Source organism: Photorhabdus thracensis (assembly GCF_001010285.1).
Lineage (GTDB): Bacteria > Pseudomonadota > Gammaproteobacteria > Enterobacterales > Enterobacteriaceae > Photorhabdus > Photorhabdus temperata.
Genome location: NZ_CP011104.1, coordinates 1,995,306 through 2,018,872 on the forward strand (window position 1 = coordinate 1,995,306; position 23,567 = coordinate 2,018,872).

The window sequence follows — 23,567 nt, forward strand, 5'->3', positions numbered from 1 at the left end:
TCAGAAATGATCACTTTCCTGGTGTACATCGAAACGGTGCGTGATCAGATTGGCAAATGCCTGACTCGCAGCGCTTCGATACGCCCCGCTGCGCCACAACAGCACGGCATTGCGCTGCGGCAACGGAGGTTGAATGGCAATGGAATAGAGCCCGGCCTGCTCGTGGGCTATGACATCAGGTAATAAAGCCGCGAGTCGCCCCCGGCGGACAATCTCTACGATTGCGCTAATTGAGTTAGCCTCAATTGCAATGCGCGGCGTGATCCCCTGTTTCTGGAAGTACGAATCGATATGGCTTCGCGTTGCAAAGTCTTTGCTTAATAGCGCTAATCCTTCATGTTCCAGCATCTTCGCTGTCAATGATGTTTGTTGACCGATGAATCGATGCGATTGACCAACGATCAGACTGAGTGTTTCAATGAACAATGGCTCGCTATCAATGTCGGGGGATCGCACCTCAGAGAACGCGATGCCGAGATCGAGCTGGTTCTCCGCTAAAGCCGCTTCTATCTGATCTTGCGTCATTTCCTTGATATTCAAGGCAATTCCCGGATAGTGTGCGTTGAAACGCTCTACCCAATGGCCGATGAAGTAAGTCGTGAAGGTGGGCGTCATTGCGAGCCTGAGCAATCCACGGCTTAAATCCTGTACATCGTGAATCGCACGCTGCCCAGCATTCAAATCTTGCAATGCACGGCGGGCATAACTTGTGTACACCTCGCCAGCGTCGGTGAGTCGTACACTCCTTCCTGATCGGTCGAATAACTGCACATGCAGTGACTCCTCAAGTTGCCTGATTTGTTGCGATAGGGTCGGCTGCGAGATGTGAAGCTCCTCTGCGGCGCGAGTGAAGTTCTGATGTTCGGAAACTGCCAGCAAATAACGAATATGTCGTAACAGCATATCAATTAACCATTTGAAAATAATATGGAAATAATGAATGCCCGATCTTTAAAACTATAGAAAAGTTCGTTCATTCTTCACCTGTCACCTGTCACCTGTCTTATCGGCCACGATGGAGTGAAGACTATAAGGGCTTCCCGAGCATGTCAACTATTGGTAAATACTATAGAAATGATAGTAATCCGATCTTTGACGCTATAGATAAATTCGTTCATTCTTCATCCATCAGCATGTTTCTGCAACGCAATCCATGTTTCACCATGGCATTTAATAGCCCATTAATCCAAAGGAAATCATTATGATACAATCTCAATATTCCCAAACTCCCCGCCAGATCCTTACCGATGCTATCATCGACGCCAAAACACGCAAGAATTTGACGTTTGAAGATATCGCACAAGGAACTGGCCTGAGTCTCGCATTCGTTACCGCTGCGCTGCTAGGTCAGCATCCATTGCCTGCCGACGCTGCGAGGATGGTAGTTGACCGGCTTGAACTTGATGAGAATGCTTTCATTCTGCTGCAAACTATCCCTGTGCGCGGTAGCATCCCAGGAGGTGTACCGACTGATCCGACTATTTATCGATTCTACGAAATGGTGCAAGTTTATGGTTCAACGTTAAAGGCGCTGGTCCATGAGCAGTTTGGTGACGGCATTATCAGCGCGATTGATTTCAAACTTGATATCAAAAAGGTTGATGATCCTAATGGCGGTTCCCGTGCCGTGATTACCCTTGACGGGAAGTATTTGCCGACCAAACCATTCTAAAGCGATTGTTGGCATCGGCAAGGGAGACAAGTTCTCTCCCTTGCCGTCTCACAGAATGAATATCCAATTGCTGCTTAAAGCTTATGGATTAGTGATTTCGGTTGTCGTATGAGACAGATAAGGAGCAGGATCAAATTTGCTATTGTGCTGTCTGAAGGTGTGAGCAAAATCAGGCCATATCAGTGTTAAACGCTTATTTCGGGAATCACGGTACCAGCTTGTACAATTATCTCCAACCCATACTGTGCCATTAATCTGCTCTTGTAATTCGGTTACATAACGATGTTGAGCTTCGGGAGAAACCTCAAGTACGCAGTTGTTATTTTTCCTGCTGTATTCAATACCACCGAGAATGTACTCTATTTGAGACTCAATCATATAAATCATTGAGTTATGAGTAAGCGTCGCATTCGGTCCGTTGATAATAAATAGGTTTGGAAAACCTGTAGCAGTGGTTGATGCAAATGCTTCCATACCTTGGGCCCACTGATCCGCAAGGCTAAGACCATCACGGCCATGAACCAGGCGGGCATAAGGTGGCTGGGTGGTTTGAAAACCAGTACAGAAGATCAACACATCAAGTGGATAACTGTTGCCGGCCACCGAAACTGCATTTTGTCCATCTACGCACTTCAAGGCTGATGCTTCGAGTTTAACGTTATCTCGTAGAAACGTAGGATAATAATTGCTTGCAATCACAAGCCTTTTACAACCCGCTTCATAGCTGGGGGTGAGTTTTGCACGTAATTCCGGATCGGGGATTTGTCGTTTAAGATGATCTGAGGCTATGCGTTTGAATTCTGCAAGATATTGCGGAATAGAACGACGGGCCGGATACAGAGATTCAAAGTGCCAGAATATATCTGAACGAAGAGCGGGAATAGACTCTGGATCGCGCCGGAAACGCTGTTTTTCACTATCTGAATAGCTTCGGTCAGGACGTGGAATGATGTAGGATGGGTTTCGCTGGAAAACAACAAGTTCAGAGACACTTTGCGCCACTTCAGGCACTATCTGAGTTGCTGAAGCACCCGATCCGATAATACCTACCCGCTTACCTTGAAGAGAGACATCATGTTTCCAGCAGGCTGAATGAAAAACTTCCCCAGTAAAGCTGCTCAAACCTTCGATCTGTGGAAGATTTGCATCTGTTAAATGCCCGGTGCCTGTTATCAAGAACCGCCCACTGAAAACACCTGCGGTGGTGATAATTATCCAGCGCTCTTTTTGGTTATCCCAATAGGCTTTTTCAACGTTGGCGCCAAAGTGGATATGAGGCAGTAGCCCTTCATCCCTGGCTGTATCCTGAAGATAGGTGAATATTTCATTCCCTGGTGAAAAAACATGAGACCAGTCAGGATTGGGGCGAAATGAGTAAGAATAAAGGTGTGAGGGGACGTCACAAGCTACACCGGGATAAGTATTATCGCGCCAGGCGCCTCCTACATCATCGGCACGTTCGAGAATGAGGAAATTGTGCTGAGATCGGCGCTTAAGCTGGGCTCCCATACCAAGGCCGGCAAAACCTGCGCCGATGATAATAATCTCTGCATCTGTGACCTGCGATATATCTGCTTGTGGATTATGGTCTGGTGTACTTTTATTCATAATAGCTCTCCAAAGCGTAAAAGGGATTATATCTGGTCAGCGGGAATAATGGTCCCGGCAGGGTAAAGTGAAGGTGCTGCGCAGAACTGGTCAATAACTAACATTAACTGGGCAGGGCGTTCATAAATGACAGCGTGCCCGGCTTCTATCTCTATATAGCGTGCGTCCGGGATTGCGCCGAGAAGTGCTTTGCTATGGTAGGTGGGTGTTATTTTATCGTGTGTACAGCCAATAATCAGCGTTGTGGCTTTTATCGCAGGAGCGATCTGAGTGATATCAACTCGGGCATCAAGGTCTAGTTGCAATATATCGAATTCCCCCGGATTGATATTTTCAAATCCGGTTGGCGGTGGGTCTGGAAACATATCCACATGACTAGGGACACCACCAGCACAATACATAACAAATTCGGTAATAACCGGTGAGTTGGTCTCATATAAATGACGCCAGACAGCAACAAGTCTTTCCATCTGTAAATCTGTTTTCAGCCATCCTGCGAGTAGAACCAAATTACGAACCAGATCCGGGCGTTTAGCGGCGACAGAAGCAGCAACGACGGAGCCTAGAGAATAACCTATCAGTGTGACAGATTCCCCTGGAGCCGCTGTTTCAATAACGGCTTCGACCTGTTTTCCAAGATGTTCAGGAGTAAGAATTTCGCCCGCTTTCACTGGTTGAGAAAAATCCAGTGATATAACGGCGTGTTTTGTGGCAAGTAGTGGAAATAGATGACTGAAATGCAGCGTTGTATTTCCGCTTGTACCATGCACTAACACCACAGTATTACTCTTGGCATTATCCTTAGTCAGGCCTGGAGGTTTAGCTGTGAAGAACCTGACATCCTTTCCATCTACCTTTACAGTACTTTCATTAACATTAAATTCTTGATCGGATTTAGTACTACAGCCGTAGATACCAGAAAGTTGCATTTTCCTTGATGCTCACCACTCTGAGAAACCGCATGAATTAAGCTTTTCTATGAGTGTCTTTTCTGTTGAAAAAAGTAAGTACGGCTGTAGTATTAGAACCTATCCCAAAAGGAATTGTCATGTTGTATAATATTCTAGAACGGATAATTTCTGAAGGTATAGAGAGTATGACAAACAACAAATGGCGGCTCAGTGATGAGCTTTGGGAAAAAATGATGCCACTTATCCCCGAACATAAAACTCAGCATCCGCTAGGTACACATCGCAAACGGGTTGATAACCGCGCCGCTATGGATGCCATCTTCTTTGTGCTCAGAACAGGCTGCCAATGGAATGCCCTGAATGCAACAGGAATATGCTCGTCAAGTTCGGCTCACCGTCGTTTTCAGGAATGGCGTGACGCCGGCGTTTTTGAACGCTTCTGGCAGAACGGTTTGCTGGCCTGCAAGCACCTCGCGATCATCGACTGGTCGTGGTTATCACTGGATGGTTGCATGACCAAATCCCCTTTAGCGGGGACAAAAAAACAGGTCGTAACCCCACAGACAGAGGGAAACAAGGCGTAAAACGCAGCCTCATGACCGAGGCTAACGGGCTTCCTCTTTCACTCGTTGTTGGCGCAGCAAATACGCACGATATCAAACTGGTTGCAGATACGCTCGATGCACTTCAGACAGGCAAGCCGGGTAAAAAGGTCAGGCTGTGTCTGGATAAGGGATATGATGCTAAATGGCTGAAAGACTATCTACGAAGTCGGCATTACGAGCCGCATATTCAGTCTCGCAAGGAGGAATCAGATGCCTGCCAAAATACGGACTTTAAAGCTCAAAGATGGGTTATCGAGAGGACGCATAGCTGGATGAATCGCTTTCGTCGGATACTGATCCGATGGGAAAAGAAGGTCGAAAACTATGAAGCTATGTTACATTTTGCCTGCGGGATTATAGTCTGGAACAAAATCCTATTGGGATAGGCTCTTATTCATGGCAGTTATATATCTCCCTATAGATATGAGGGTAATAGAATCTCAATATTGAGCTTTATTAGTTATCATGGTTGTTATTATTCTGCCTTGATAACAATGAGTTCATTGAATAATTATCTTGTTGCTTCTTAAATAAAGTCATAACTAAGTATCAGTCTATTGTCAAATCCATAAAGTTGAAATTGTGCCTATACTTGAATATTTTTATTATAAAATTAAATGCTCTGAATTATTTATTATATTTTAGTGATAAATAATCAAATCGCAAGTTATTAACCAGGGTGAAATAATTATGATGCTAAGTGTTATATCCGGGAATTAAGAGCTCAGAAATGAAATCTGTTGTTTCTTATTGGCAAGACAGAATATGTGTGGCGTTGTTTGCCAACTCAAGTTCAGTGTTTATTCATGCTATTTATACCTGGAGATCAATATGATAATAACGCAAGCGCTTTGTCAGGCTGGCCGGAGAAAGTATCAAAATATTAAGTCCATATATTGGACTATTTTCTTTATTTATTCTTTTACATTGACAGGTTTTCATCCTCATACCATAGTAATTACATCATATATAGTTTGTTTTCTTTGACCTGTTGATTTTCTTGTATTCTCAAATAATTCATTTGATCTATTATTCGGACTTTATTCAGTAATAGTTCATATAATTAAGCAAAACCAGTGATTGAAACAAATTAGAGGTAAGTTATGAAGGAAATACAATTTGGATTCAGATTTAAAAAGCACTATCAGACTATTTTCCGCAGTATTTTGTGATACTTAACGCACATTAAGGAGATGAAAAATGTCTAATCAAACTGTGAATGAACAACATCCGCAATATGCGGTGGTAGAAGGGGAAAAACGTGCTATACGCACGATTAAGCTATTTATTTCTCTGGGTTTTATCGCAGAGGCTGGATTTCTTTTAATGAGTTTTATTTTATTTCCCGACAATGGCTTGCTGGTATGGCGTTTGGTATGGGCTCTTGGTTTATGCGGTATCGGCATGGGGGCCGCCATTGGGGGATTGACCTATCTGCTTTCAGCCCGTTTTATGCCTGGAAGCGCTGGAGCTTATATCATGACCGCAGTGAGTAGCGCTCTGTTTTTCAGTGTTTGCCAGACACTTTGCTGGGGGCTGGATCACAACGTGGGGCTGAACTATTGGGGCTCAATAGAAATGCCGTTGTTGTTCCTTATTAAGGGATACACTGCTGCACTCATTGCTGGCATTTTAGGCAGTTTTCTTCTTAACTCGATAAAAGGTGCAAGATTCCTTGACTGTCTAAAGGTGTTTTAGTGAATAAAGAATCGAGTTTGCCCAACAGCTTCGCTATTTCCGTATCTCTGGCTGTGCTGGCTGCATGCCTGAATCTTATATTGTGGCGTGCCGATATTCTGGAAATGGCGCACAACACTGCGCTGAAAGGGTTAATGGCTGTCTGGTATATATTGGGCTGGGGTTTTGCTCCAGGTTGCCTGACCGCTCTCACCATCAATTCAATCAGAACAAGATTATCTCAGATGGTGGGGGCGGTGGTCGCCATGCTGATAAGTTTTCTGCTGGTTACGGGGATTTGCGGCCTGGTTTATGCTTACCTGACAAATTCCGCTTTCATGCAGATTGCTATGGGTGGCGAGGCTCATCATCATTCCCCGGTAAGCCAGGGAACTATTTTTGGCTTTATTATGCAGCTACTGCCAAGTCTATGTGCAATCGTTATCTCGATAATAAATGCTTTTTCAATAAAAGTGGGAAAGCGGTTCAGGTTATGAGCCAGCTTCCAATGCGTAGCTAGTTGGCGGTTCTTCTCCTATCTTGCCATGGTGCTCAGTTCTCCGACATAAAGTGAAAGACACCAGGCCCCAGTTTTGTGAATGCAAGATTAGGGCTAATGAGATGGTCACCCCCACCCTGTGAGAGGTACGCTAGCAGGGTATTTTATTTTAGAGGGAACCATCATGCAAAACGTTACGCTTATTGGTATCGATCTCGGTAAACATTCCTTCCATGTCCACTGTCAGGACAGGCAGGGTAACGCCCTGCTGCGTAAGAAGTTTTCCCGCACTCAGCTTATTAATTTTCTCGGTTCCTGCAAGGCTGCAACCGTAGTGATGGAGTCCTGCGGTGGGGCGCACTTTATGGCTCGCCGGATCGCTGATTTAGGCCATGAGGCAAAGCTGATTTCTCCGCAGTTCGTCCGTCCTTTTGTTAAGAGTAACAAGAACGATTTTGTCGATGCTGAAGCTATCTGCGAGGCAGCTTCCCGGCCCTCCATGCGCTTTGTGCCCCCCCGCACAGAAGACCAACAGGCGATGGCCGCCCTCCATCGCGTCAGAGACTCACTGATACGGCAACGCGTTAAAACCACCAATCAGATGCACGCTTTTTTGCTGGAGTTCGGCGTCAGTCTGCCGCGCGGTATTGCCGTGATACGACGTCTGGCCGCTGTGCTGGAAGAAAATGACTTTCCGCCTTATCTGGCAAGGGTTCTGAGCAGACTCCACAGTCATTATGTTTACCTCAGCGGAGAAATTGAGGAAGTCGATAAGGAACTGAAAACGCATCTGGCGGAAGATGAAACCGCGCAACGCCTGCTGACCATTCCTGGTGTTGGGCCGGTAACGGCGAGTCTGTTAGCCATGCGGCTGGGGGACGGTAAAAACTATGCCAGCAGCCGTGACTTTGCGGCTTCAACAGGGCTGGTTCCCCGCCAGTACAGCACGGGTGGAAAAACGACACTGATGGGCATCAGCAAGCGGGGTGATAAAAATCTGAGGCGGCTGCTGGTACAGTGTGCCAGGGTCTTTATGCAGCGGCTGGAGCATAATCCAGGGCGTCTGGCAGAGTGGGTGAACAGGCAGCTTGCCCGCCATCACTCGAACGTTGTGGCGTGCGCGCTGGCGAATAAACTGGCACGAATAGCCTGGGCCGTTACGGCACATCAGACGGTGTTCATTAAATAAAAGAGCCAACGAAAAACTGCGTTAGCTCAGTAAGTTAAGCAGTTACCATCTGGTTTTGCGACGACAGATAATTGATGACATGAACGGCATATCGGCCTGCTGATGAACCTGATATAAAAAATGGCTCTCTGAAGCCGACCGGTTTTTAAGGTTCGGCAGGCACGGAACTCATCGTGGCGCGGGCATGACTGCTCACCAGACGCCGAATAGATTTACGCAAGCCCACCATACATCAAAATTTGTGTTGCAAAAACGGGGGTGACCATAGATTTTTATATGTGTTGATATTTGCTGTTATCAGGCGACAAACATTTTTATTCTATCAATTGAGTCATCTTCTAATTATCATGTGCTACCACATGTAAAGACTAAGCTTTTATTCACTGCATTGTTATTGCACTGCTCATTGTGTAGGCACAATGAAACTTGTAAACAATGCTTATCAGATTTATCTGTATCTGTCTGAAACCTAATGTAGTAACTTGATATTACTATTAATTAATTATATTAAATAAAAGCAAAAAAATTAATATAGGATATATCAAATACAGAAAATATGAGATTATTTATTAATATGTTGATATGTAATGCATTTGTTGATTCTGAATGTAAATAAATGTGGACAATGAGATTAATGTGGGGAAAATTATTCAATATCTCATGTGTTATGTGTATGTATTTAAATGGTTTTTCAAATAATAAGAATAAGGAGTATTGCGAAGTTAGAAAAACATGAGTTGGCTCACAATAATAAAATTTTTAATTTAACAACTAATTTACATAAAGGGATGTGTTTGCTTACATTTAATTTACCTTACGGGAAATAAATTAATGTTAACCTAAACTGTGAAAGGAGTAATTATGGACTATCAACCGTTAGATAATATGTTTTTTTACAAAATAAAGATAGGTGTAAATATATGTTTATGCCTATCCTAATCTGGATGATAACCGATGAAAAAGTACATTAGTATAGGTGTAAATGAACTTGATACTTATCTTGATTACGCTATTTTAAGCATCATAGCGATATATAGTCTGCATTCTACGCCATCCGAAATGGGAATATTAGGTGCTTGCTTCGCTATTCCATTTCTGGTGGCTAGTGGATTATTTGGCAAGCTGTTTGACAACGGAAATATATTAAAATGGAGGATGCTACTGTTCTTTATTAATGGTATTGTCATGCCTTTTTTATCTGTAGCTGATCCAATTATATTTCTTTATCTAATTACATTAATTAAGACAACCTGTCGGTGTGGTCTTGGAATATCAAATACAAAATTGAATGTAGATGATAATGAATCTCAAAGATTTTATGAAATTTATGGATATATTACTAACTTTAGCAGGATAGCCATTCCCTTATTTGTTGTTTATTTAAACACGTATTATGGATTATGGTTTGTCCTATCATTATCAATGATATTTAACTTGGTTGGCATGTTGACATCATACTTTGATAATACTTTTCGGCCTGATGAAAATAAAGGTATAAATTCTACTGCCGTAGAGCGTTTCTCACTCATACAGAAATTGAAAAGTAAACCGAACTTATATTTGCTTGTTTCGGCCTATACTTTGTCAAACTTAGCCTTTTTTCTTAGTAATGATATGCTTGGTATCTTCTTCGAGAAGATTGGACAAAGTGAAAGTAGCATAGGCTACATAATTTCACTTCTCGGGGTCGGTGGCATAGCCTGTCTTTCCTACACAAATATTTTAACCTGCCCCCTCGTTATTGAACTTTTTCCTCATAGATTGATCTCAATAACAAACACGACTTGAGGTAATCTTTATGTTTTCAACCTGCGCTGAACAATGGGCAAATGACACGTTTCAACATGCGGAATTAGGTGATAAACGCCGTACCAACCGCCTGGTGAAAGTGGCCTGTTCGTTGGCTAACCATATAGGACAATCGCTCGTGCAATCTCTTGACTCTCCTGCCGATGTTGAAGCAGCCTACCGACTGACCCGAAATTCCGCCATTGCGCCTCAGGCCATCGCCGAAGCCGGATTTACCGCCACCGTCGCTCACGCTCAACGTTATCGTTGCCTGTTAGCGCTGGAAGACACGACAACCCTGTCATTTTCCCACGCGTCGGTCGCCGATGAACTCGGCTATACCACCTCGACGGAAAAATCCCGGGGCATGCAGGTACACTCGGTGTTGTTATTTGCGCCTGAAGAACAACAGGTCGTGGGGTTGATAGAGCAACAGCGCTGGTGTCGAGATGTCAGTGATTATGGCAAAAGCCGACAACGCGACACACGCCCTTATGAAGGGAAAGAGAGTTATAAGTGGGAACGGGCCTCACAAGCCGTCGACAGCCGGTTAGGGGAGCAGATGGCCAACGTGATTTCTGTCTGTGACCGTGAAGCCGATATCATTGAATATCTGCGTTATAAAACGAGCCAAAAACACCGTTTCGTCATCCGTTCGATGCAAAACCGGCGTATTGAGGAAAGTCAGGATAAACTTTATGACTTTATCAGCCAGTTACAGAGTGCTGGAGAACGATTAGTTCAGATCAGACAGAAAGGCGGGCGTCAGGCGCGTGTCGCGCATTGTGATATCCGTTATGCCGAAGTGACGTTGAAAATCCCCGAAGGAAAAAGCGGTGAAGCGGTGCGGATATTTTATGTCGGTTGCTACGAAAAAGGTCCGGAGGATGGGCTTTGCTGGCATCTTCTGACCGCCGAACCCGTCAACAGTCAGGAAGACGCCCATAAAATATTCAGTTATTACGAGCTTGCGGTACGGATACACCAGCTGCGTTTTAAGGGTCTGAACAAAGAAGAAGCAGAGAAAGAGAGCTGTGAGACAGTATTAAGCCCCCTGGCGTGGAAATTACTGTGGTCAAAACAAGAAAAATGCCGTGTGCCGAAAAAAGCCCCGAGCTTGCATTGGGCCTTCATCAATCTGGGAAAACTGGCCGGCTGGTACGATTCCAAACGCACGGGTCGAGTCGGATGGGAACGACTTTGGGAAGGTTGGTTTCGGCTGCAAACCCTGATAGACGGCTATTTGCTGGCTAAATCAGTTGATTTGGAGATCTGATCAAGAGACAGGGCATAGCAGGGCACGAGCATACTTTGACTGCTATTCATCCAAAGAAAACTCTTGCCCGATAATCATCGCACCAACCCGCTTTTTTAAGCTTGTTCCTTTGGCTCGGTGCCCCGCAATCGCATTGTTTGACCAGATTCAGGACGATACGACGGAATAAGGCCAGATTCTCAACTGCACCCTCCAGAACAATTCGTGAATCATCTTCTTTAAAGACCACATCAAGAATATAGTGCTGGGTATTTTCAATCCGCCAATGCTGGCGAATATAATATCCCAGTGATTTATGCTTGGGCGAAAGGGAACTCACATAATAAGACGTGTCCACCGTTCCTTTGCCATTTTGTGTCCGGTGACGTTCTACGGCGATAATGCTACGAATGGTCGGCCATTTCTCGATTAATTCTGCCGTAAATTGGGGCTTTAACTGAAACACATAACGCTCTTCACGCCGGCCATGGGCTTCTTGCTTAACTTCCGTGATAATTTTTTCTTTACCGGCATCAAACACCGCCTGAAATTGCGATTGGACGGCTTCCCACAGATGGGGTTGATTTTTTTTCACCTGAACCACGACATGGGCTTTCTTTTCGCTGATTTTTTCCAGCGTTTGGCGCTGACAATGCAAAGCATCCAGCGTGACGATGCTGCCTTTCAGGTCAAGGATATCCAACATCTGCCGCACGATACTGATTTCCCCGTTTTTCGTGGCAGTGGCTTTCTGGCTCAGGACTAATCCTTGTTCCGTATCATATGCCGTGACCAGTTGGACGGCGTTTTGCTTTTCATTACGGTAGGCGCGTCGCAGAACTTTTCCATCGAAGGCAATGACCGGTTTCCCTGCCTGTTCACGTTGTTCATTGATCCAGTTGAGCAAAGCCTCCAACAGCGAATCAAGTTCAATAGCGCGCACAATTCTGGCAACCGTGTGTCGGCATGGTATTCCACTGAGAAAGGGGCGATATTTTTTCAGCCACGTAATTTTGGCCCGACCATAAGTTTCAATATCTTGCCAACCTTCAGCGCCAGCGAGAATGGCGCTGATGACAAGAAAAATAACATCAATCAGCTCGTATTGACGATTGATGTCAGAACGAGTTTCTTTCACAACGGTTAAATGTTCAATCAGGGTCTGGTTCGGATTCATGGGCGAGTATTAAAAAGAAAAATAAGGAGAATGAGATCATATAATTACGGTTCATTCAAGGGGGGGGGTAAAAAAGTATGCTCGCGCCCTGGGTGGCATAGTAGGAACGCGAATTTCTGGCTGGTTACTTAAAAGATTGTCAGCCAAGAATCTCTTGTTATTTTCCGTTATGGTTAACTTTGTGGCCTTTTGGGGATTTGGTTTTTTAGACGCAAAAACAAATCATTATGCTACGTACTATTTATTAGTTTTCCTGGTTGGTACGGCTTCTGGTGTGACATTTTTCGCAATCAGATACGGTGTAAGAAATATTATTGGTTTTGAACATGTAGGGAAAGCTACTGGAGGTATACAGAAAATTTCATCTGTAGTGGCAATTTTGATGCCAATTATTGGGGGGTATATTGCAAAACTTATTTCTATCGAATTTACTTTCAAATTAACAAGTATCCTGCTTGCAGTGATATTCCTGTATTTTTTATTTAAAAAGTATAAATTAACTGAGAAGAGGAATATGTATGTATAATCCAAATAAGCTTATTGCAGGTCTCCGGTATCAGTAAGATCCTGTAGACACAGGATGTATTGCAAACGGGATAGAACTGGCAGATACACACTTTTGTCAGGTTCGCTTGCAGAGATCATCAGAGGTTCGAGAGTCGTGTATTCTGTAAATATTATCTGCTTGATTGCATCGTTGCTGTCATTAAGCCATCTTTTCCTCCAAAGGGTACTTCCGCCAACATAAGGCGGGAGGGGAATTTGGACGGGCTTGAAAAGCCCGAATAACTCTCAGCCACGCTGATGCTGAAGGTATTTTTTCACGACTTCCCGCGGCACCCCACCGCACGATCCAGCGAAGTATGAGCGAGACCACAACACAGGCTTGCCGTAAGCTCCGCGCAAGTCCAAAAATTGATTACGCAGACGGCGAGAGGTCACGGCTTTCAGTGAATTGACCCGCACGGACGGTTGCACGGTTGGAGGGGACTCAATCAGCATATGGACGTGGTCGGGCTCACCGTGACTCTCTTTTAGCTCAGCACCAAAATCACGGCATACCTCACCGGCATACTAATGGAATGCCGCATAATGTCACTCACCCAGAATATTTCCACGGTATTGGGTCACAAACACAAGATGTACAGGCAAAAGAAAAGCAGCCTGCCGTGAACGGTTGATTTTGTCTTCCTGTATTGAATTTAACCAAAATTGCGGTACGATAGTGATGACATCTACTCCACACTGAGCCATCATGCGACTTCTGAAAGCCTACAAATTCAGACTGGAACCCACCGAAGAACAGTCACAGCGTCTGCGGCAGTTATGCGGCTGTGCGCGTTTCGTCTGGGATCACGGGCTTGACGAGACGAAGCGCATTCTTGAGTCAGGCGGCAAACTTCCCTCCGCTTTTGCGCTGAACAGGATGCTCACGGTGTGGAAAAACAGACCGGAACACGCCTTTTTGCAGGAAGCCTACACGGATAACCTTCAGCACAAACTCAAAGATTTACACGGGGCGTGGAAACGTTGTTTTGATAAAAAATTGTCGGCCAGAGCGCCTGTATTTAAAAGAAAAAATGACGGACGCGATGCGATCCGCTTCGTTAATTTTGAGAAATATTGTCGACTTAAACATCGTCGGGTCAAACTGCCTTCAGGTCTCGGTTGGATTAAATTCCGGCAATCGCAGGAGGTGAACGGAAAAATTTAAAATGCCACCATCAGCCAGTCAGCGGGTAAATTGTCCATCTCATTTCAGGTCGAAATTGAGACGCCTGACCCCCAGCATGAATCATCTTCAATGATTGGGCTGGATGCGGGGGTCACAAAACTGGCCACGCTCTCGGATGGCACAATATACGAACCTGTAAACAGTTTTAAGCGCAATCAGCGCAAGCTGGCGAGGCTTCAGCGTCAGTTAAGCCGAAAAGTTAAGTTCAGTGCCAATTGGCAGAAACAGAAGAGTAAGATCCAGCTCCTACACTCACATATCGCCAATATCCGCCGCGATTACCTTCACAAGGTCAGCACGACAATCAGCAAAAACCACGCAATGATAGTCATTGAAGACCTGAAGGTTGCCAACATGTCAAAGTCAGCAGCGGGGTCGATAAGCCATCCGGGGCGCCATGTCGGGGCAAAATCTGGCTTAAACCGTTCGATATTGGATCAGGGCTGGTATGAACTTCGCCGCCAGCTTGAGTACAAGCAACGCTGGCGGGGGGGTCAGGTATTAGCAGTCCCTCCTGCCTATACAAGCCAGCGTTGCGCCTGCTGCGGTCATACAGCGAAAGAAAACCGCCTATCACAAAGTCAATTCGAGTGCCTTGCATGCGGATATACGGAAAATGCCGATATCAACGGTGCTCGTAACATTTTAGCGGCAGGACATGCCGTGCTTGCCTGTGGAGGGAGGGTGCAGTCAGGCCGCCCGTCGAAGCAGGAACCAGACACTGAGCAATCAGTCGTCACCCACTAACGGGGTCCCCCTCCTGAGTCACGAAGTGCGAAGGTGGGGGAGGATGTCAATTTCTCAATACTGATTGTTCAGAGGCTGCGCCTGATGCTCAGACGAGGGGCAATAAACACTCAAAAAGTTTTGATTGTTGTGTAATAACGTCAGAAACCGATAAATAGACGGAGATGAAACCAGCATTTGGACGGTAGCATAACCAACAAATAGACGGAGCAATTTAAGCTTCATTCTCTAACATGTTTCCTCTACCTGCTTGATATCATGGGGCTAGCGAGTTTTTTGCATTTTTAATCTTAGTTTTGAACTTTTTTACTTGTTCTGCATTAATAAGCTGTCCCTGATCATTGATATCTTGTGTGTAAGAAATACAGTCGAACCAATGTTGTCCTGCATTGCAAGTAATTTTTTCTTTTGCGACATTGCTTATGGCATTACGTAAAGCAACTTCTATCAATTGAAGTAGAGGGTAAAATACACCGACAACAGCTAGATTCCAGCTATATGCTCCAAAAAGTTAAGCATTGTTTTCGGGAATAATTGAAGTTCGATGGCTAGATAAACGTGCTGGGCTTAATCAAACGTTCTGGTTCTGAGTAATCGTAAGAAAAAGGCATTTTTAGTAACTATTTGTTGTAATTGGTAATATATGTATATGATTGCACTTCTTGCTCTGAATTCCTAACCAAAAATCTAAAATTATATTGACAATTTATTACTTATGAGCCAGTTTCCAATAAGTAGCTAGTCGACGGTTCTTCTCCCATCTTGTCATGGTGCTTAGTTCCCCGACATAAAGCGAAAGATACTAGGCCCCAGTTTTGCAAATGCAAGATTGGGGCTTCCTTGTTTATATGTGTTGATAGATAACGTATTCCATCCTTCATCTGTTAACATAGTTCTTGGCATGATGGTGAGGTAGAGTCGTTTTTTTATTTCTACGGCTGTAGTACTGCATCTAATTCATACCGTTTCCTGAATGTTTGTTGAAAATCTTCCAGCGTCTCCAGTTTTCTTTTCCTGATGAAGATAAGTCACTCCACCATTTGTCACAGAGTGAATTATAGAATAGTGAGCAATTAGTCGAAGTTTTATTGTTAGTGTGTTGCTTATATTCTGTCGCTATATCACAACGCTTGCGCACACGCCCAGGCGGAACTCCATGCCCACTGGAAATTATAGCCACCAAGCCAGCCAGTGACGTCTACCACTTCACCGATAAAATAGAGTCCTTTTACCTGATTAGCCTCCATTGTTTTGGATGAAATCTGATGAGTATCCACTCCGCCCATCGTCACTTCAGCAGTACGATAGCCTTCAGTACCGTTGGGTTGTACTTGCCATGACTGGAGGTTTGTCATCAATTGTTTTTGCTGAACTGAGTTCAACTGCTTAAGCGAAATATCCGGGAGTTGGCCGAGTGTTTGCAGACATTCTGTCAGCCTCTTCGGTAATAATTTTGCCAAGGTATTCTTTACGCTTTGGTTTGGGTGAGTACTCCGTTCTGTCTCCAGAAACGTTTCCAGATCAATATCTGGAAGTAAGTTAATACTCACAAACTCTCCCGGTTGCCAATAACTGGAAATTTGTAAGATTGCCGGGCCGGAAAGTCCTCGGTGGGTGAACAGGATATTTTCTTTGAACAGCGTGCCATTGTTAGCGGTGACAATGGCGGGAACGGACACACCGGAAAGCACATGAAGTTGCTCCAGTAGTGGTTTATGCAGAGTAAAAGGTACGAGAGCGGCGCGGGTTGGCAAGACTTTCAGGCCAAACTGTTCTGCAATCCGATAACCAAAAGGGGTTGCGCCAAGACCCGGCATAGATAACCCACCGGAAGCGATGACCAGTGAGCGTGTACTTACTTCCTTCCCATTAACGGTGATAACGAAATCCAGCTCCTTTTTTTCTATGTGGCTAACTTCGCTGCGCAGGCGGATAGTGACTTGACCAGCCTCACACTCTTTTAACAACATATCAACTATCTGCTGGGCTGAATCATCGCAAAAAAGCTGTCCCAGGGTTTTTTCATGGTAAATAATGCCATGGCGCTGAACCAGTTCAATAAAATCCCACTGTGTATAGCGGGCCAGGGCAGATTTACAGAAATGGGGATTAGCGGAAAGATAAGCTGATGGTTCTGTGTACATATTAGTGAAGTTACAACGCCCACCGCCGGACATCAAAATCTTACGCCCGGTTTTTTTGCCATTGTCCAGAACCAGCACCCGTAAACCACGTTGCCCAGTTTGAGCTGCGCAAAACAGACCGGCTGCGCCGGCACCAACAATAACTACATCAAATCTTTCCACTGTTTCTCTCTTTGTAACCGAATAATTTAGCGGGAACTTCCCTTAAAGTGTTGCATTTTTGATAATTTTGCGGGAAAAAGTCGCCGTATGACCTGAATTTGTCAGGTAAACTTATTTTTTGTCTTAAAATTGTCAATTTTTTAAAAGATATGCAATTTTATGATATATAAGGAATATTCCCATTTCTTATTGTTATCTGGTTGTCATGAAATCAAAAAAAGTTCATATTTCACTTTCCCCGCTAGCATTTGTCACTGATAATGCGCCGCGTTCATGTCCAACTAACTGGCTTAACGTTTATGCTACATCTTTTTACTGGCCTGGATTTTCACACCAGCCTAATGTTAGTACTGGCACTGCTGTTTGTGCTGTTTTATGAAGCCATTAATGGCTTTCATGATACCGCGAATGCGGTAGCAACAGTTATTTATACCCGTGCTATGCGAGCACAGTTCGCAGTCGTCATGGCTGGGGTATTTAACTTTTTTGGTGTTCTTCTTGGTGGATTAAGTGTCGCCTACGCGATTGTACATTTACTCCCTACCGATCTTCTGCTCAATGTCAGTTCTGCTCATGGTCTTGCCATGGTATTTTCCATGCTGCTGGCTGCCATTGTCTGGAACCTTGGTACTTGGTATTTCGGTTTACCTGCATCCAGTTCTCATACCCTGATTGGTTCCATTATTGGTATCGGCTTGACCAATGCCATTGTGACCAATTCTTCTGTGGTTAATGCGCTGAATGTGCCGAAGATGATACAGATTTTCCTGTCGTTGATCCTCTCTCCTGTAATCGGATTGATCATCGCCGGGGCAATCGTGTTTCTGCTGCGCCGTTACTGGAGTAGCACTAAGAAGCGCAAACGTATTCATCTGACACCCGCTGAACGTGAAAAGAAAGATGGTAAGCGTAAGCCACCTTTCTGGACGCGTACTGCGCTGATTTTGTCTGCGGTAGGAGTAAGTTTCTCTCATGGGGCGAATGACGGTCAGAAAGGCATCGGTTTAATTATGCTGGTGCTGATCGGCGTAGCTCCGGCGGGATTTGTCGTAAACATGAATGCTAATGGCTATGACATTGCCCGTACTTACGATGCGGTTACTCACCTGCAACAATATTATCAGCAGCACGGTACCGCGTTATCTCATGCCATTGAACTGACGCCATTGGTTGCTGTTGCAGAAGATGAATCGGAAGGACGATTCCATTGTGACAGCACTCGCGCTGTAGTTGTTCTTAATCAGACAGAAAGCATATTGAAGGGCATTCAGAGCTATAGTGGGCTGAATCCTGAACAGCGTAACAATATGCGCCGCATGTTGATGTGTATTGCCGATACTGCGGAATCTGTGGCTAAACTGCCGGAAACCAGTGCTGAAGATGCCCGTTTCCTGAATAAACTGCGTAAAGACTTATTGCATACTGTTGAGTATGCACCTATCTGGATCATCATTGCGGTGGCGCTGGCACTATCTCTGGGAACTATGGTTGGCTGGCAACGCGTTGCGGTGACTATCGGTGAGAAGATTGGTAAGAAAGGTATGACCTACGCACAGGGTGTTTCAGCTCAGATGACTGCGGCTGTTTCAATTGGTGTGGCGAGTTATACCGGGATGCCGGTTTCGACTACACAGGTTCTTTCCTCTGCGGTAGCGGGGACGATGTTGGTTGATGGTGGTGGTGTTCAGGGTAAAACAATCAAGAACATCATGTTGGCCTGGATACTGACCCTACCGGTTTCAATCGGGTTATCCGGTATTTTCTACTGGTTCGCTTTGAAACTGATTTAATTGTTTTGATGAATAATTTGGAGGCGGTATGGGTTAACTATACCGCCTTTTGTTTTAGTACCAAATCAACATCGAAATCAGACAAACAACAACTAATCCACTCAGCGCGCTCGTCAGAATAAATTGCCTCCTCAGCCGTTCACAGCGAAGCACCACTTCTGGATCATGATGATCAAGGTAACGTTGCGAATTGATATAGTGCACGAGCCTTATCTGCTTATTGAGCTGTCCATGAGCAGTAAAAAAACCGTTACCGTCTACTGATTGATAAAGCAAGGGATCGGACTGGCGAAGAATAGACAACAATGCCCGCAGTGAAGAGAAGTAGCGCATCATATTCATAATGCAGACAAGACACAGCGCCCAAAACAGTGCAATCGAACTGAACATAATCCCCCTCCTTAGAATGGTTAGCCAATGCTGTCACAAAAGGAAAAAAATCAAAATTGCAGGTGGTGACACCTTATATTTATTGTAGGAAAGATAGTCAGATAGTACAAAAAACCCTTTCGTGTGGCTTAAATTTGGGCAAAGACATAAAATGGCGGTCAAGTTGTGGTGATTGTTGCCGATACTAGATGGCAATAGTCAGAAGCGTTAATCCCTTAATGTGATGATATTTTGATAATAAGTACGGTTTATATAATGAAATTAATCGTGAATTCCATTATCTGAGTTGTTGTAACCACTGAGTAGTTCAATGTAGTGGGAAATAAGGCTTTTTTGTGTGTTCTACTGATTTTCATGTCTAACTCATTGCAGGTAACTAAATTTATGACTGAGTTAATATGAGAGAGAGGGGGGGGGAAGTACCAATGTCATGAATCTGCTTCCAATCTGGAATTTAATTTTGTAGAATGAAAAATAGTCAAATTCAGGTGTTATGAAGATTGAGAAAACACTAAATAGGAATGTAAATGGCAAACTTAATTTATTTAACTTTAAAAGGTCGTAAGCAAGGACTTATTTCGGCGGGTTGTTCATCCATCGATTCAATAGGAAACAAGGGCCAGGTGAATCATACAGACCAAAATTGGTATACAGCCTTTCTCATTCGATAAGCAGAGAACAGAATGTCAGCCATCACCCTATCGTAATAAAAAAACCTATTGATAAATCATTTCCACTTTTAGGGTTAGCCATTTCAGATAACGAAGTACTTGATGCTATTTTTGAGTGTTATAGAACAAATCAATCAGGTGCTCAAGAGTTGTATTACACCATAAAAGTGGTTGATGCCACTATCTCCGATTTAACAGCTGCTCATCCACATAATATAACGCATACAGGTTCTGAGCCACAGGAAACTCTCTCTTTACGATACAAGAGTATCACGTGGACCCATCATATTGTAGGAACCAGTGCTTATAGTATTTGGGATGATAGGAACTATTAATATATTTAACGACCTAGCATAACTAAATATTCTTAGTTGTGCTTAGATAATTATCTTATTTATAATTCATGTATTGTGTTTACGACGAGCAATGATATATGGGATACAACATGAATACGCAAGAACAAATGAAGCATAATGTAGAAAATCATCATTTGTTGTGTCTATATTTAGTAAAAGGATAAAATCAAAATGAAAAACATAAAGATGAAAAGCAGATAGAGATAATGGTAATATTATAGCATAAAGATGATAATAGATATTATCTGATATTAAAAGCTTTTTTATGAAAACATATGTAGGTCTTAGTATTATCAAAGATAATAATATATAAAGAAATCCCATTAATTACTCCTCATATATCCATATACAGTACTTATATCGCTAACAATCTCAATAATGATTTCTTCTATACTCATCATTTTTATTCCGCGATTCTTTAATCCGTATAGGAGATCTGTGTTTATATATCGATATAGTCTCTGATGATCGGGTAAAAGTTGGTAAGTTAACATCCCAGTAAGAGATATACCTATATCAACAGATGCGTAGAGGGCATCAGCATCACGCTCATTCATACAGGGCGGGATTCCACTTTGTATTTAATTTAATCAAAGATAAGTTGACTACGGAATTCCCCTGACCAAATGGCTCTTCGACGTTTAGCCGCCTGACTGTCTTTTATACTGGTATTCTGTTTAATCACATTTAATGCAATTCGGTTAAAAAGCGCCATTTGTGCAGCCCCATCAGGATCTTTGAGTGAGATAGCATCTTCTCGAAAAGTGACATCTAATACCCAATGCAGCTCGTTTTCCACCGACCAGTGCCTTCTTATTGCCTTAGCCACGATTTCCGCCTCCAACGGTAGCGAGCTGACATACCAGCGTGAATCACGATGGGGAGGCTGACCTTTTACGCTTCGTTCACTGACTACTTCAATAACACTTTGTATTGAAGGCCATTGCCGCCGAAGGACCTCCGGCAATACGGCACGAATTTGCATGACATGCCGAAATTCTGTCCGTCCATGACCGCTATTTTTCTGCGTAAAGTCAACAAGCTCATCACTCTCATAATGCGAAGCAAAATACGATTTGACCCATTCATGGAGGGTCTTTTGATTGCCTTTGAGACCGACAATAAAATCACCGCCGCGCTGAGTAATTAACGCAAGGGTTTCTTTCTGGCAATGCAGGGCATCCATAGTGACAATCGCGCCATCAAGCGCCAGTAATTCAATCAATTGTCTGGCAACCGGACCTTCCTGACCTTTGCTTTCGGCTGCCTGATGGTATAGGGCTACACCGGATTCAACATCATAAGCACTGACCACATGCAGGGCTTCAAATAATGTCCCCTTACAGGTTCCTCTCAGGGTTTTTCCATCAATGGCGATAAGACTTTTTCCTGCCCTGATCCGACGCTGGTTGATCCAGGCATAAAAGGCTTCAACCAGTGCATCTTGCTCTATCATTTTGATAATATTAGCAATACAGTGACGACGGGGAATACCGTGAGTAAAATGCGTGTATTGTTTAAGCCACTCGCTCTGTAACTCCCCAAATTCCTGAATCGATTTCCAGCCAGAAGCGCCGCATAATACAGCGGAGAAGGCTAAAAAAATCACATCCATTAGCTCATGTTTTTTATTGATGTCAGAACGGGGGTCTTCTATCTTGCTGATAAAATTAAAAATACTCATTATTAGGATCGCTTTTTTATGGAAGAGAGAGATCTTAACGTTTTAATGAGAGAAATGCCTATAAAAAGTCATATTCTGATTTTTATTTAACCAAAATAACCTTATTAAAAATGTGAGATCTCACCCTGCTCATTCATATTGAATGTTTCTTTTGCAACCTGACGATACACAAATCTTACTGGGCCGGCATAATCTTCCCGGTAAAGTATATAATAGCCGTTTTCTATAATATTATTATATCCATGAGCTAATAATAATCCTCCATAGCCAGAACGTGAAAGTCTCGTAACAGTTAACCCGCCAACTATTTGAAGCCCCCCTGAAATGAAACCAACACCTGCAATAATTAATTTATCAAATTCACGTCTTTTGCTATTTCTAGGGCTATCTATAATCTCTTTTTGTACAACAATCGCTTGCTTTACATTTTTTTGCGAAATCATTCTATCTTGTTCTTTTAAGGATTTTATTTCCTCTTCTAATAAGCCTATTGCCTCAAGTATTGAAAGTTCCCCTGTGTTTATTTTTGCTGTAATATCTTGAGAGTAGGCGATAACTTCATTGATGAAATGATCTTTAGCCAGGCTCCATTTTATAAATTTATTAGCAACACTATTCATAACTATAATCAGTTCATTTTGTTTATCCATTTGGATCTTCATAAGCTGCCTTTCTTTTTGAGTGGCATCATCAAAGTATCCTCTGGCCCACGGATTTCTTCCGTAGAATTCATCTAAAACATCTATCATAATCCTCTTCTTTAAAATATTGTCATCTACATTAATGAAAATAAACAAATTGAACAAGTCTATTTTCAGATTATAGTGATCTGCAATCCAAATCTGACAAGCCGGAATTATCTGAAAATGAACCTACATTTCATTACAGTGAATTAGGATTAGCGATAACCAACAAATATTCTATTAATTCTTCGCTTGTCATTGCTACTGGGATTGAAATGTATTTTTAGCAGCATAAAGTCTGATGCAGACGTCTGTACGTTTCGTCCCCCTCCCGGAAGGGCCATTGGGTAATCTAGTACTACAGCCGTAGATACCAGAAAGTTGCATTTTCCTTGATGCTCACCACTCTGAGAAACCGCATGAATTAAGCTTTTCTATGAGTGTCTTTTCTGTTGAAAAAAGTAAGTACGGCTGTAGTACTAGAATGAATGAACACAGATTAATTGGAGATGTCTTGTTTCTGTTTGCGGGCCGTATCAGTAATACTTACCTCAGATTATTGGGGTTCTACGTAAAAAACTCGATTTGAGCATTGAAAAACATGGATTGGACAAGAAAGATCATAAACCCAGAGCCTGATTTTGTTCTCTATCAAGTAGCAGGAATAGCTATTGTGGTATATGTTGTTTGGTGAATGTTCTTTGCTGGATAGCCAATGATGAGCTGTGATCGAAACAGCATTTTAAGGACATTCTAAGTAGTTATAGTAATAGACACAGGATAGTGGCAATTTGCCCTGCCAACTCATTTAATCGGCATTATGG

The 23,567-nt window shown here is 43.4% G+C and carries 17 protein-coding genes and 4 pseudogenes; 11 read left to right on the top strand and 10 right to left on the bottom strand.

Annotated features, from left to right (window positions below):
- The gene (cynR, locus tag VY86_RS08480) at positions 1-903 is read right to left on the bottom strand and encodes a transcriptional regulator CynR (protein WP_046974633.1); all 903 of its coding nucleotides are present in this window, start codon (positions 901-903) and stop codon (positions 1-3) included.
- Between the two features lie 298 nt (positions 904-1,201).
- On the opposite strand from cynR, the gene cynS reads away from it, so the two are divergent.
- A complete protein-coding gene (gene cynS, locus VY86_RS08485) occupies positions 1,202-1,672 on the top strand; it encodes a cyanase (RefSeq protein WP_046974634.1) in 471 nt (156 codons plus the stop codon).
- Positions 1,673-1,753: 81 nt separating this feature from the next.
- Here cynS and VY86_RS08490 read toward each other — a convergent pair whose 3' ends face one another.
- Together VY86_RS08490 and VY86_RS08495 are read right to left on the bottom strand one after the other, a co-directional pair.
- Complete coding sequence (locus VY86_RS08490) at positions 1,754-3,280, bottom strand: flavin-containing monooxygenase (RefSeq protein ID WP_046974635.1); 1,527 nt, start codon at positions 3,278-3,280, stop codon at positions 1,754-1,756.
- Positions 3,281-3,306: 26 nt separating this feature from the next.
- The gene (locus VY86_RS08495) at positions 3,307-4,209 is read right to left on the bottom strand and encodes an alpha/beta fold hydrolase (RefSeq protein ID WP_052760799.1); all 903 of its coding nucleotides are present in this window, start codon (positions 4,207-4,209) and stop codon (positions 3,307-3,309) included.
- Positions 4,210-4,424: 215 nt separating this feature from the next.
- Here VY86_RS08495 and VY86_RS24045 point away from each other — a divergent pair.
- From VY86_RS24045 to VY86_RS08530, 6 genes and pseudogenes are all read left to right on the top strand, one after another.
- Positions 4,425-5,182, top strand: a pseudogene (locus VY86_RS24045) (IS5 family transposase).
- Positions 5,183-5,996: 814 nt separating this feature from the next.
- Entirely contained in the window at positions 5,997-6,494 is a 498-nt protein-coding gene (locus tag VY86_RS08510) for a hypothetical protein (protein ID WP_046974636.1), read from the top strand.
- Positions 6,494-6,970, top strand: coding sequence for a hypothetical protein (locus VY86_RS08515; RefSeq protein WP_082111201.1), 477 nt, complete (start codon positions 6,494-6,496; stop codon positions 6,968-6,970). The genes VY86_RS08510 and VY86_RS08515 overlap by 1 nt, the downstream gene beginning before the upstream one ends.
- Before the next feature lie 186 nt (positions 6,971-7,156).
- Entirely contained in the window at positions 7,157-8,161 is a 1,005-nt protein-coding gene (locus VY86_RS08520; RefSeq protein ID WP_046973747.1) for an IS110 family RNA-guided transposase, read from the top strand.
- A gap of 954 nt (positions 8,162-9,115) precedes the next feature.
- Positions 9,116-9,949, top strand: a complete 834-nt coding sequence (locus tag VY86_RS08525) for an MFS transporter (RefSeq protein ID WP_046974638.1) — start codon at positions 9,116-9,118, stop codon at positions 9,947-9,949.
- Positions 9,950-9,959: 10 nt separating this feature from the next.
- A complete protein-coding gene (locus tag VY86_RS08530; RefSeq protein ID WP_046974639.1) occupies positions 9,960-11,225 on the top strand; it encodes an IS4 family transposase in 1,266 nt (421 codons plus the stop codon).
- Between the two features lie 46 nt (positions 11,226-11,271).
- On the opposite strand, the gene VY86_RS08535 is transcribed toward VY86_RS08530, so the two are convergent.
- Positions 11,272-12,381, bottom strand: coding sequence for an ISAs1 family transposase (locus VY86_RS08535; protein WP_046973751.1), 1,110 nt, complete (start codon positions 12,379-12,381; stop codon positions 11,272-11,274).
- 136 nt (positions 12,382-12,517) lie between these two features.
- Here VY86_RS08535 and VY86_RS08540 point away from each other — a divergent pair, with 136 nt between their 5' ends.
- Positions 12,518-12,907: an MFS transporter gene (locus tag VY86_RS08540; RefSeq protein WP_071880999.1), complete on the top strand. Its 390-nt coding sequence runs from the start codon at positions 12,518-12,520 to the stop codon at positions 12,905-12,907.
- Positions 12,908-13,173: 266 nt separating this feature from the next.
- On the opposite strand, the pseudogene tnpA reads toward VY86_RS08540, so the two are convergent.
- Positions 13,174-13,635, bottom strand: a pseudogene (tnpA, locus tag VY86_RS08545) (IS200/IS605 family transposase).
- 1 nt (position 13,636) lies between these two features.
- Here tnpA and VY86_RS08550 point away from each other — a divergent pair.
- A pseudogene (locus VY86_RS08550) lies at positions 13,637-14,863 on the top strand (RNA-guided endonuclease InsQ/TnpB family protein).
- 1,121 nt (positions 14,864-15,984) lie between these two features.
- Here VY86_RS08550 and VY86_RS08555 read toward each other — a convergent pair.
- Positions 15,985-17,169: a BaiN/RdsA family NAD(P)/FAD-dependent oxidoreductase gene (locus VY86_RS08555; RefSeq protein ID WP_046974641.1), complete on the bottom strand. Its 1,185-nt coding sequence runs from the start codon at positions 17,167-17,169 to the stop codon at positions 15,985-15,987.
- Positions 17,170-17,468: 299 nt separating this feature from the next.
- Here VY86_RS08555 and pitA point away from each other — a divergent pair, with 299 nt between their 5' ends.
- Entirely contained in the window at positions 17,469-18,959 is a 1,491-nt protein-coding gene (gene pitA / locus VY86_RS08560; RefSeq protein WP_046974642.1) for an inorganic phosphate transporter PitA, read from the top strand.
- A 54-nt stretch (positions 18,960-19,013) separates the two neighbouring features.
- Here pitA and uspB read toward each other — a convergent pair whose 3' ends face one another.
- Positions 19,014-19,349 carry a universal stress protein UspB gene (uspB, locus tag VY86_RS08565; protein WP_046974643.1) on the bottom strand — a complete coding sequence of 112 codons (336 nt, stop codon included), beginning with the start codon at positions 19,347-19,349 and terminating at the stop codon, positions 19,014-19,016.
- 527 nt (positions 19,350-19,876) lie between these two features.
- Here uspB and VY86_RS23210 point away from each other — a divergent pair.
- Positions 19,877-20,355 (top strand): annotated as a pseudogene (locus VY86_RS23210) (Hcp family type VI secretion system effector).
- A 344-nt stretch (positions 20,356-20,699) separates the two neighbouring features.
- Here VY86_RS23210 and VY86_RS08570 read toward each other — a convergent pair.
- The 3 genes from VY86_RS08570 to VY86_RS08580 all read right to left on the bottom strand — a co-directional run bounded on the left by VY86_RS08570 (position 20,700) and on the right by VY86_RS08580 (position 22,809).
- Positions 20,700-20,933, bottom strand: a complete 234-nt coding sequence (locus VY86_RS08570) for a DUF4225 domain-containing protein (protein WP_046974644.1) — start codon at positions 20,931-20,933, stop codon at positions 20,700-20,702.
- Between the two features lie 29 nt (positions 20,934-20,962).
- Complete coding sequence (locus VY86_RS08575) at positions 20,963-22,060, bottom strand: ISAs1-like element ISPlu18 family transposase (protein ID WP_046974645.1); 1,098 nt, start codon at positions 22,058-22,060, stop codon at positions 20,963-20,965.
- Between the two features lie 104 nt (positions 22,061-22,164).
- A complete protein-coding gene (locus tag VY86_RS08580; protein ID WP_052760800.1) occupies positions 22,165-22,809 on the bottom strand; it encodes a DUF4225 domain-containing protein in 645 nt (214 codons plus the stop codon).
- Between the last annotated feature and the right edge of the window lie 758 nt (positions 22,810-23,567).

Coding starts and splice junctions, on each gene's coding strand:
- VY86_RS08580 (WP_052760800.1), bottom strand. CDS start 22,809: ATGATAGATGTTTTAGATGAATTCTACGGAAGAAATCCGTGGGCCAGA.
- VY86_RS08575 (WP_046974645.1), bottom strand. CDS start 22,060: ATGAGTATTTTTAATTTTATCAGCAAGATAGAAGACCCCCGTTCTGAC.
- VY86_RS08525 (WP_046974638.1), top strand. CDS start 9,116: ATGAAAAAGTACATTAGTATAGGTGTAAATGAACTTGATACTTATCTT.
- pitA (WP_046974642.1), top strand. CDS start 17,469: ATGCTACATCTTTTTACTGGCCTGGATTTTCACACCAGCCTAATGTTA.
- VY86_RS08530 (WP_046974639.1), top strand. CDS start 9,960: ATGTTTTCAACCTGCGCTGAACAATGGGCAAATGACACGTTTCAACAT.
- VY86_RS08520 (WP_046973747.1), top strand. CDS start 7,157: ATGCAAAACGTTACGCTTATTGGTATCGATCTCGGTAAACATTCCTTC.
- VY86_RS08535 (WP_046973751.1), bottom strand. CDS start 12,381: ATGAATCCGAACCAGACCCTGATTGAACATTTAACCGTTGTGAAAGAA.
- cynS (WP_046974634.1), top strand. CDS start 1,202: ATGATACAATCTCAATATTCCCAAACTCCCCGCCAGATCCTTACCGAT.
- VY86_RS08490 (WP_046974635.1), bottom strand. CDS start 3,280: ATGAATAAAAGTACACCAGACCATAATCCACAAGCAGATATATCGCAG.
- VY86_RS08495 (WP_052760799.1), bottom strand. CDS start 4,209: ATGCAACTTTCTGGTATCTACGGCTGTAGTACTAAATCCGATCAAGAA.
- cynR (WP_046974633.1), bottom strand. CDS start 903: ATGCTGTTACGACATATTCGTTATTTGCTGGCAGTTTCCGAACATCAG.
- uspB (WP_046974643.1), bottom strand. CDS start 19,349: ATGTTCAGTTCGATTGCACTGTTTTGGGCGCTGTGTCTTGTCTGCATT.
- VY86_RS08570 (WP_046974644.1), bottom strand. CDS start 20,933: ATGAATGAGCGTGATGCTGATGCCCTCTACGCATCTGTTGATATAGGT.
- VY86_RS08510 (WP_046974636.1), top strand. CDS start 5,997: ATGTCTAATCAAACTGTGAATGAACAACATCCGCAATATGCGGTGGTA.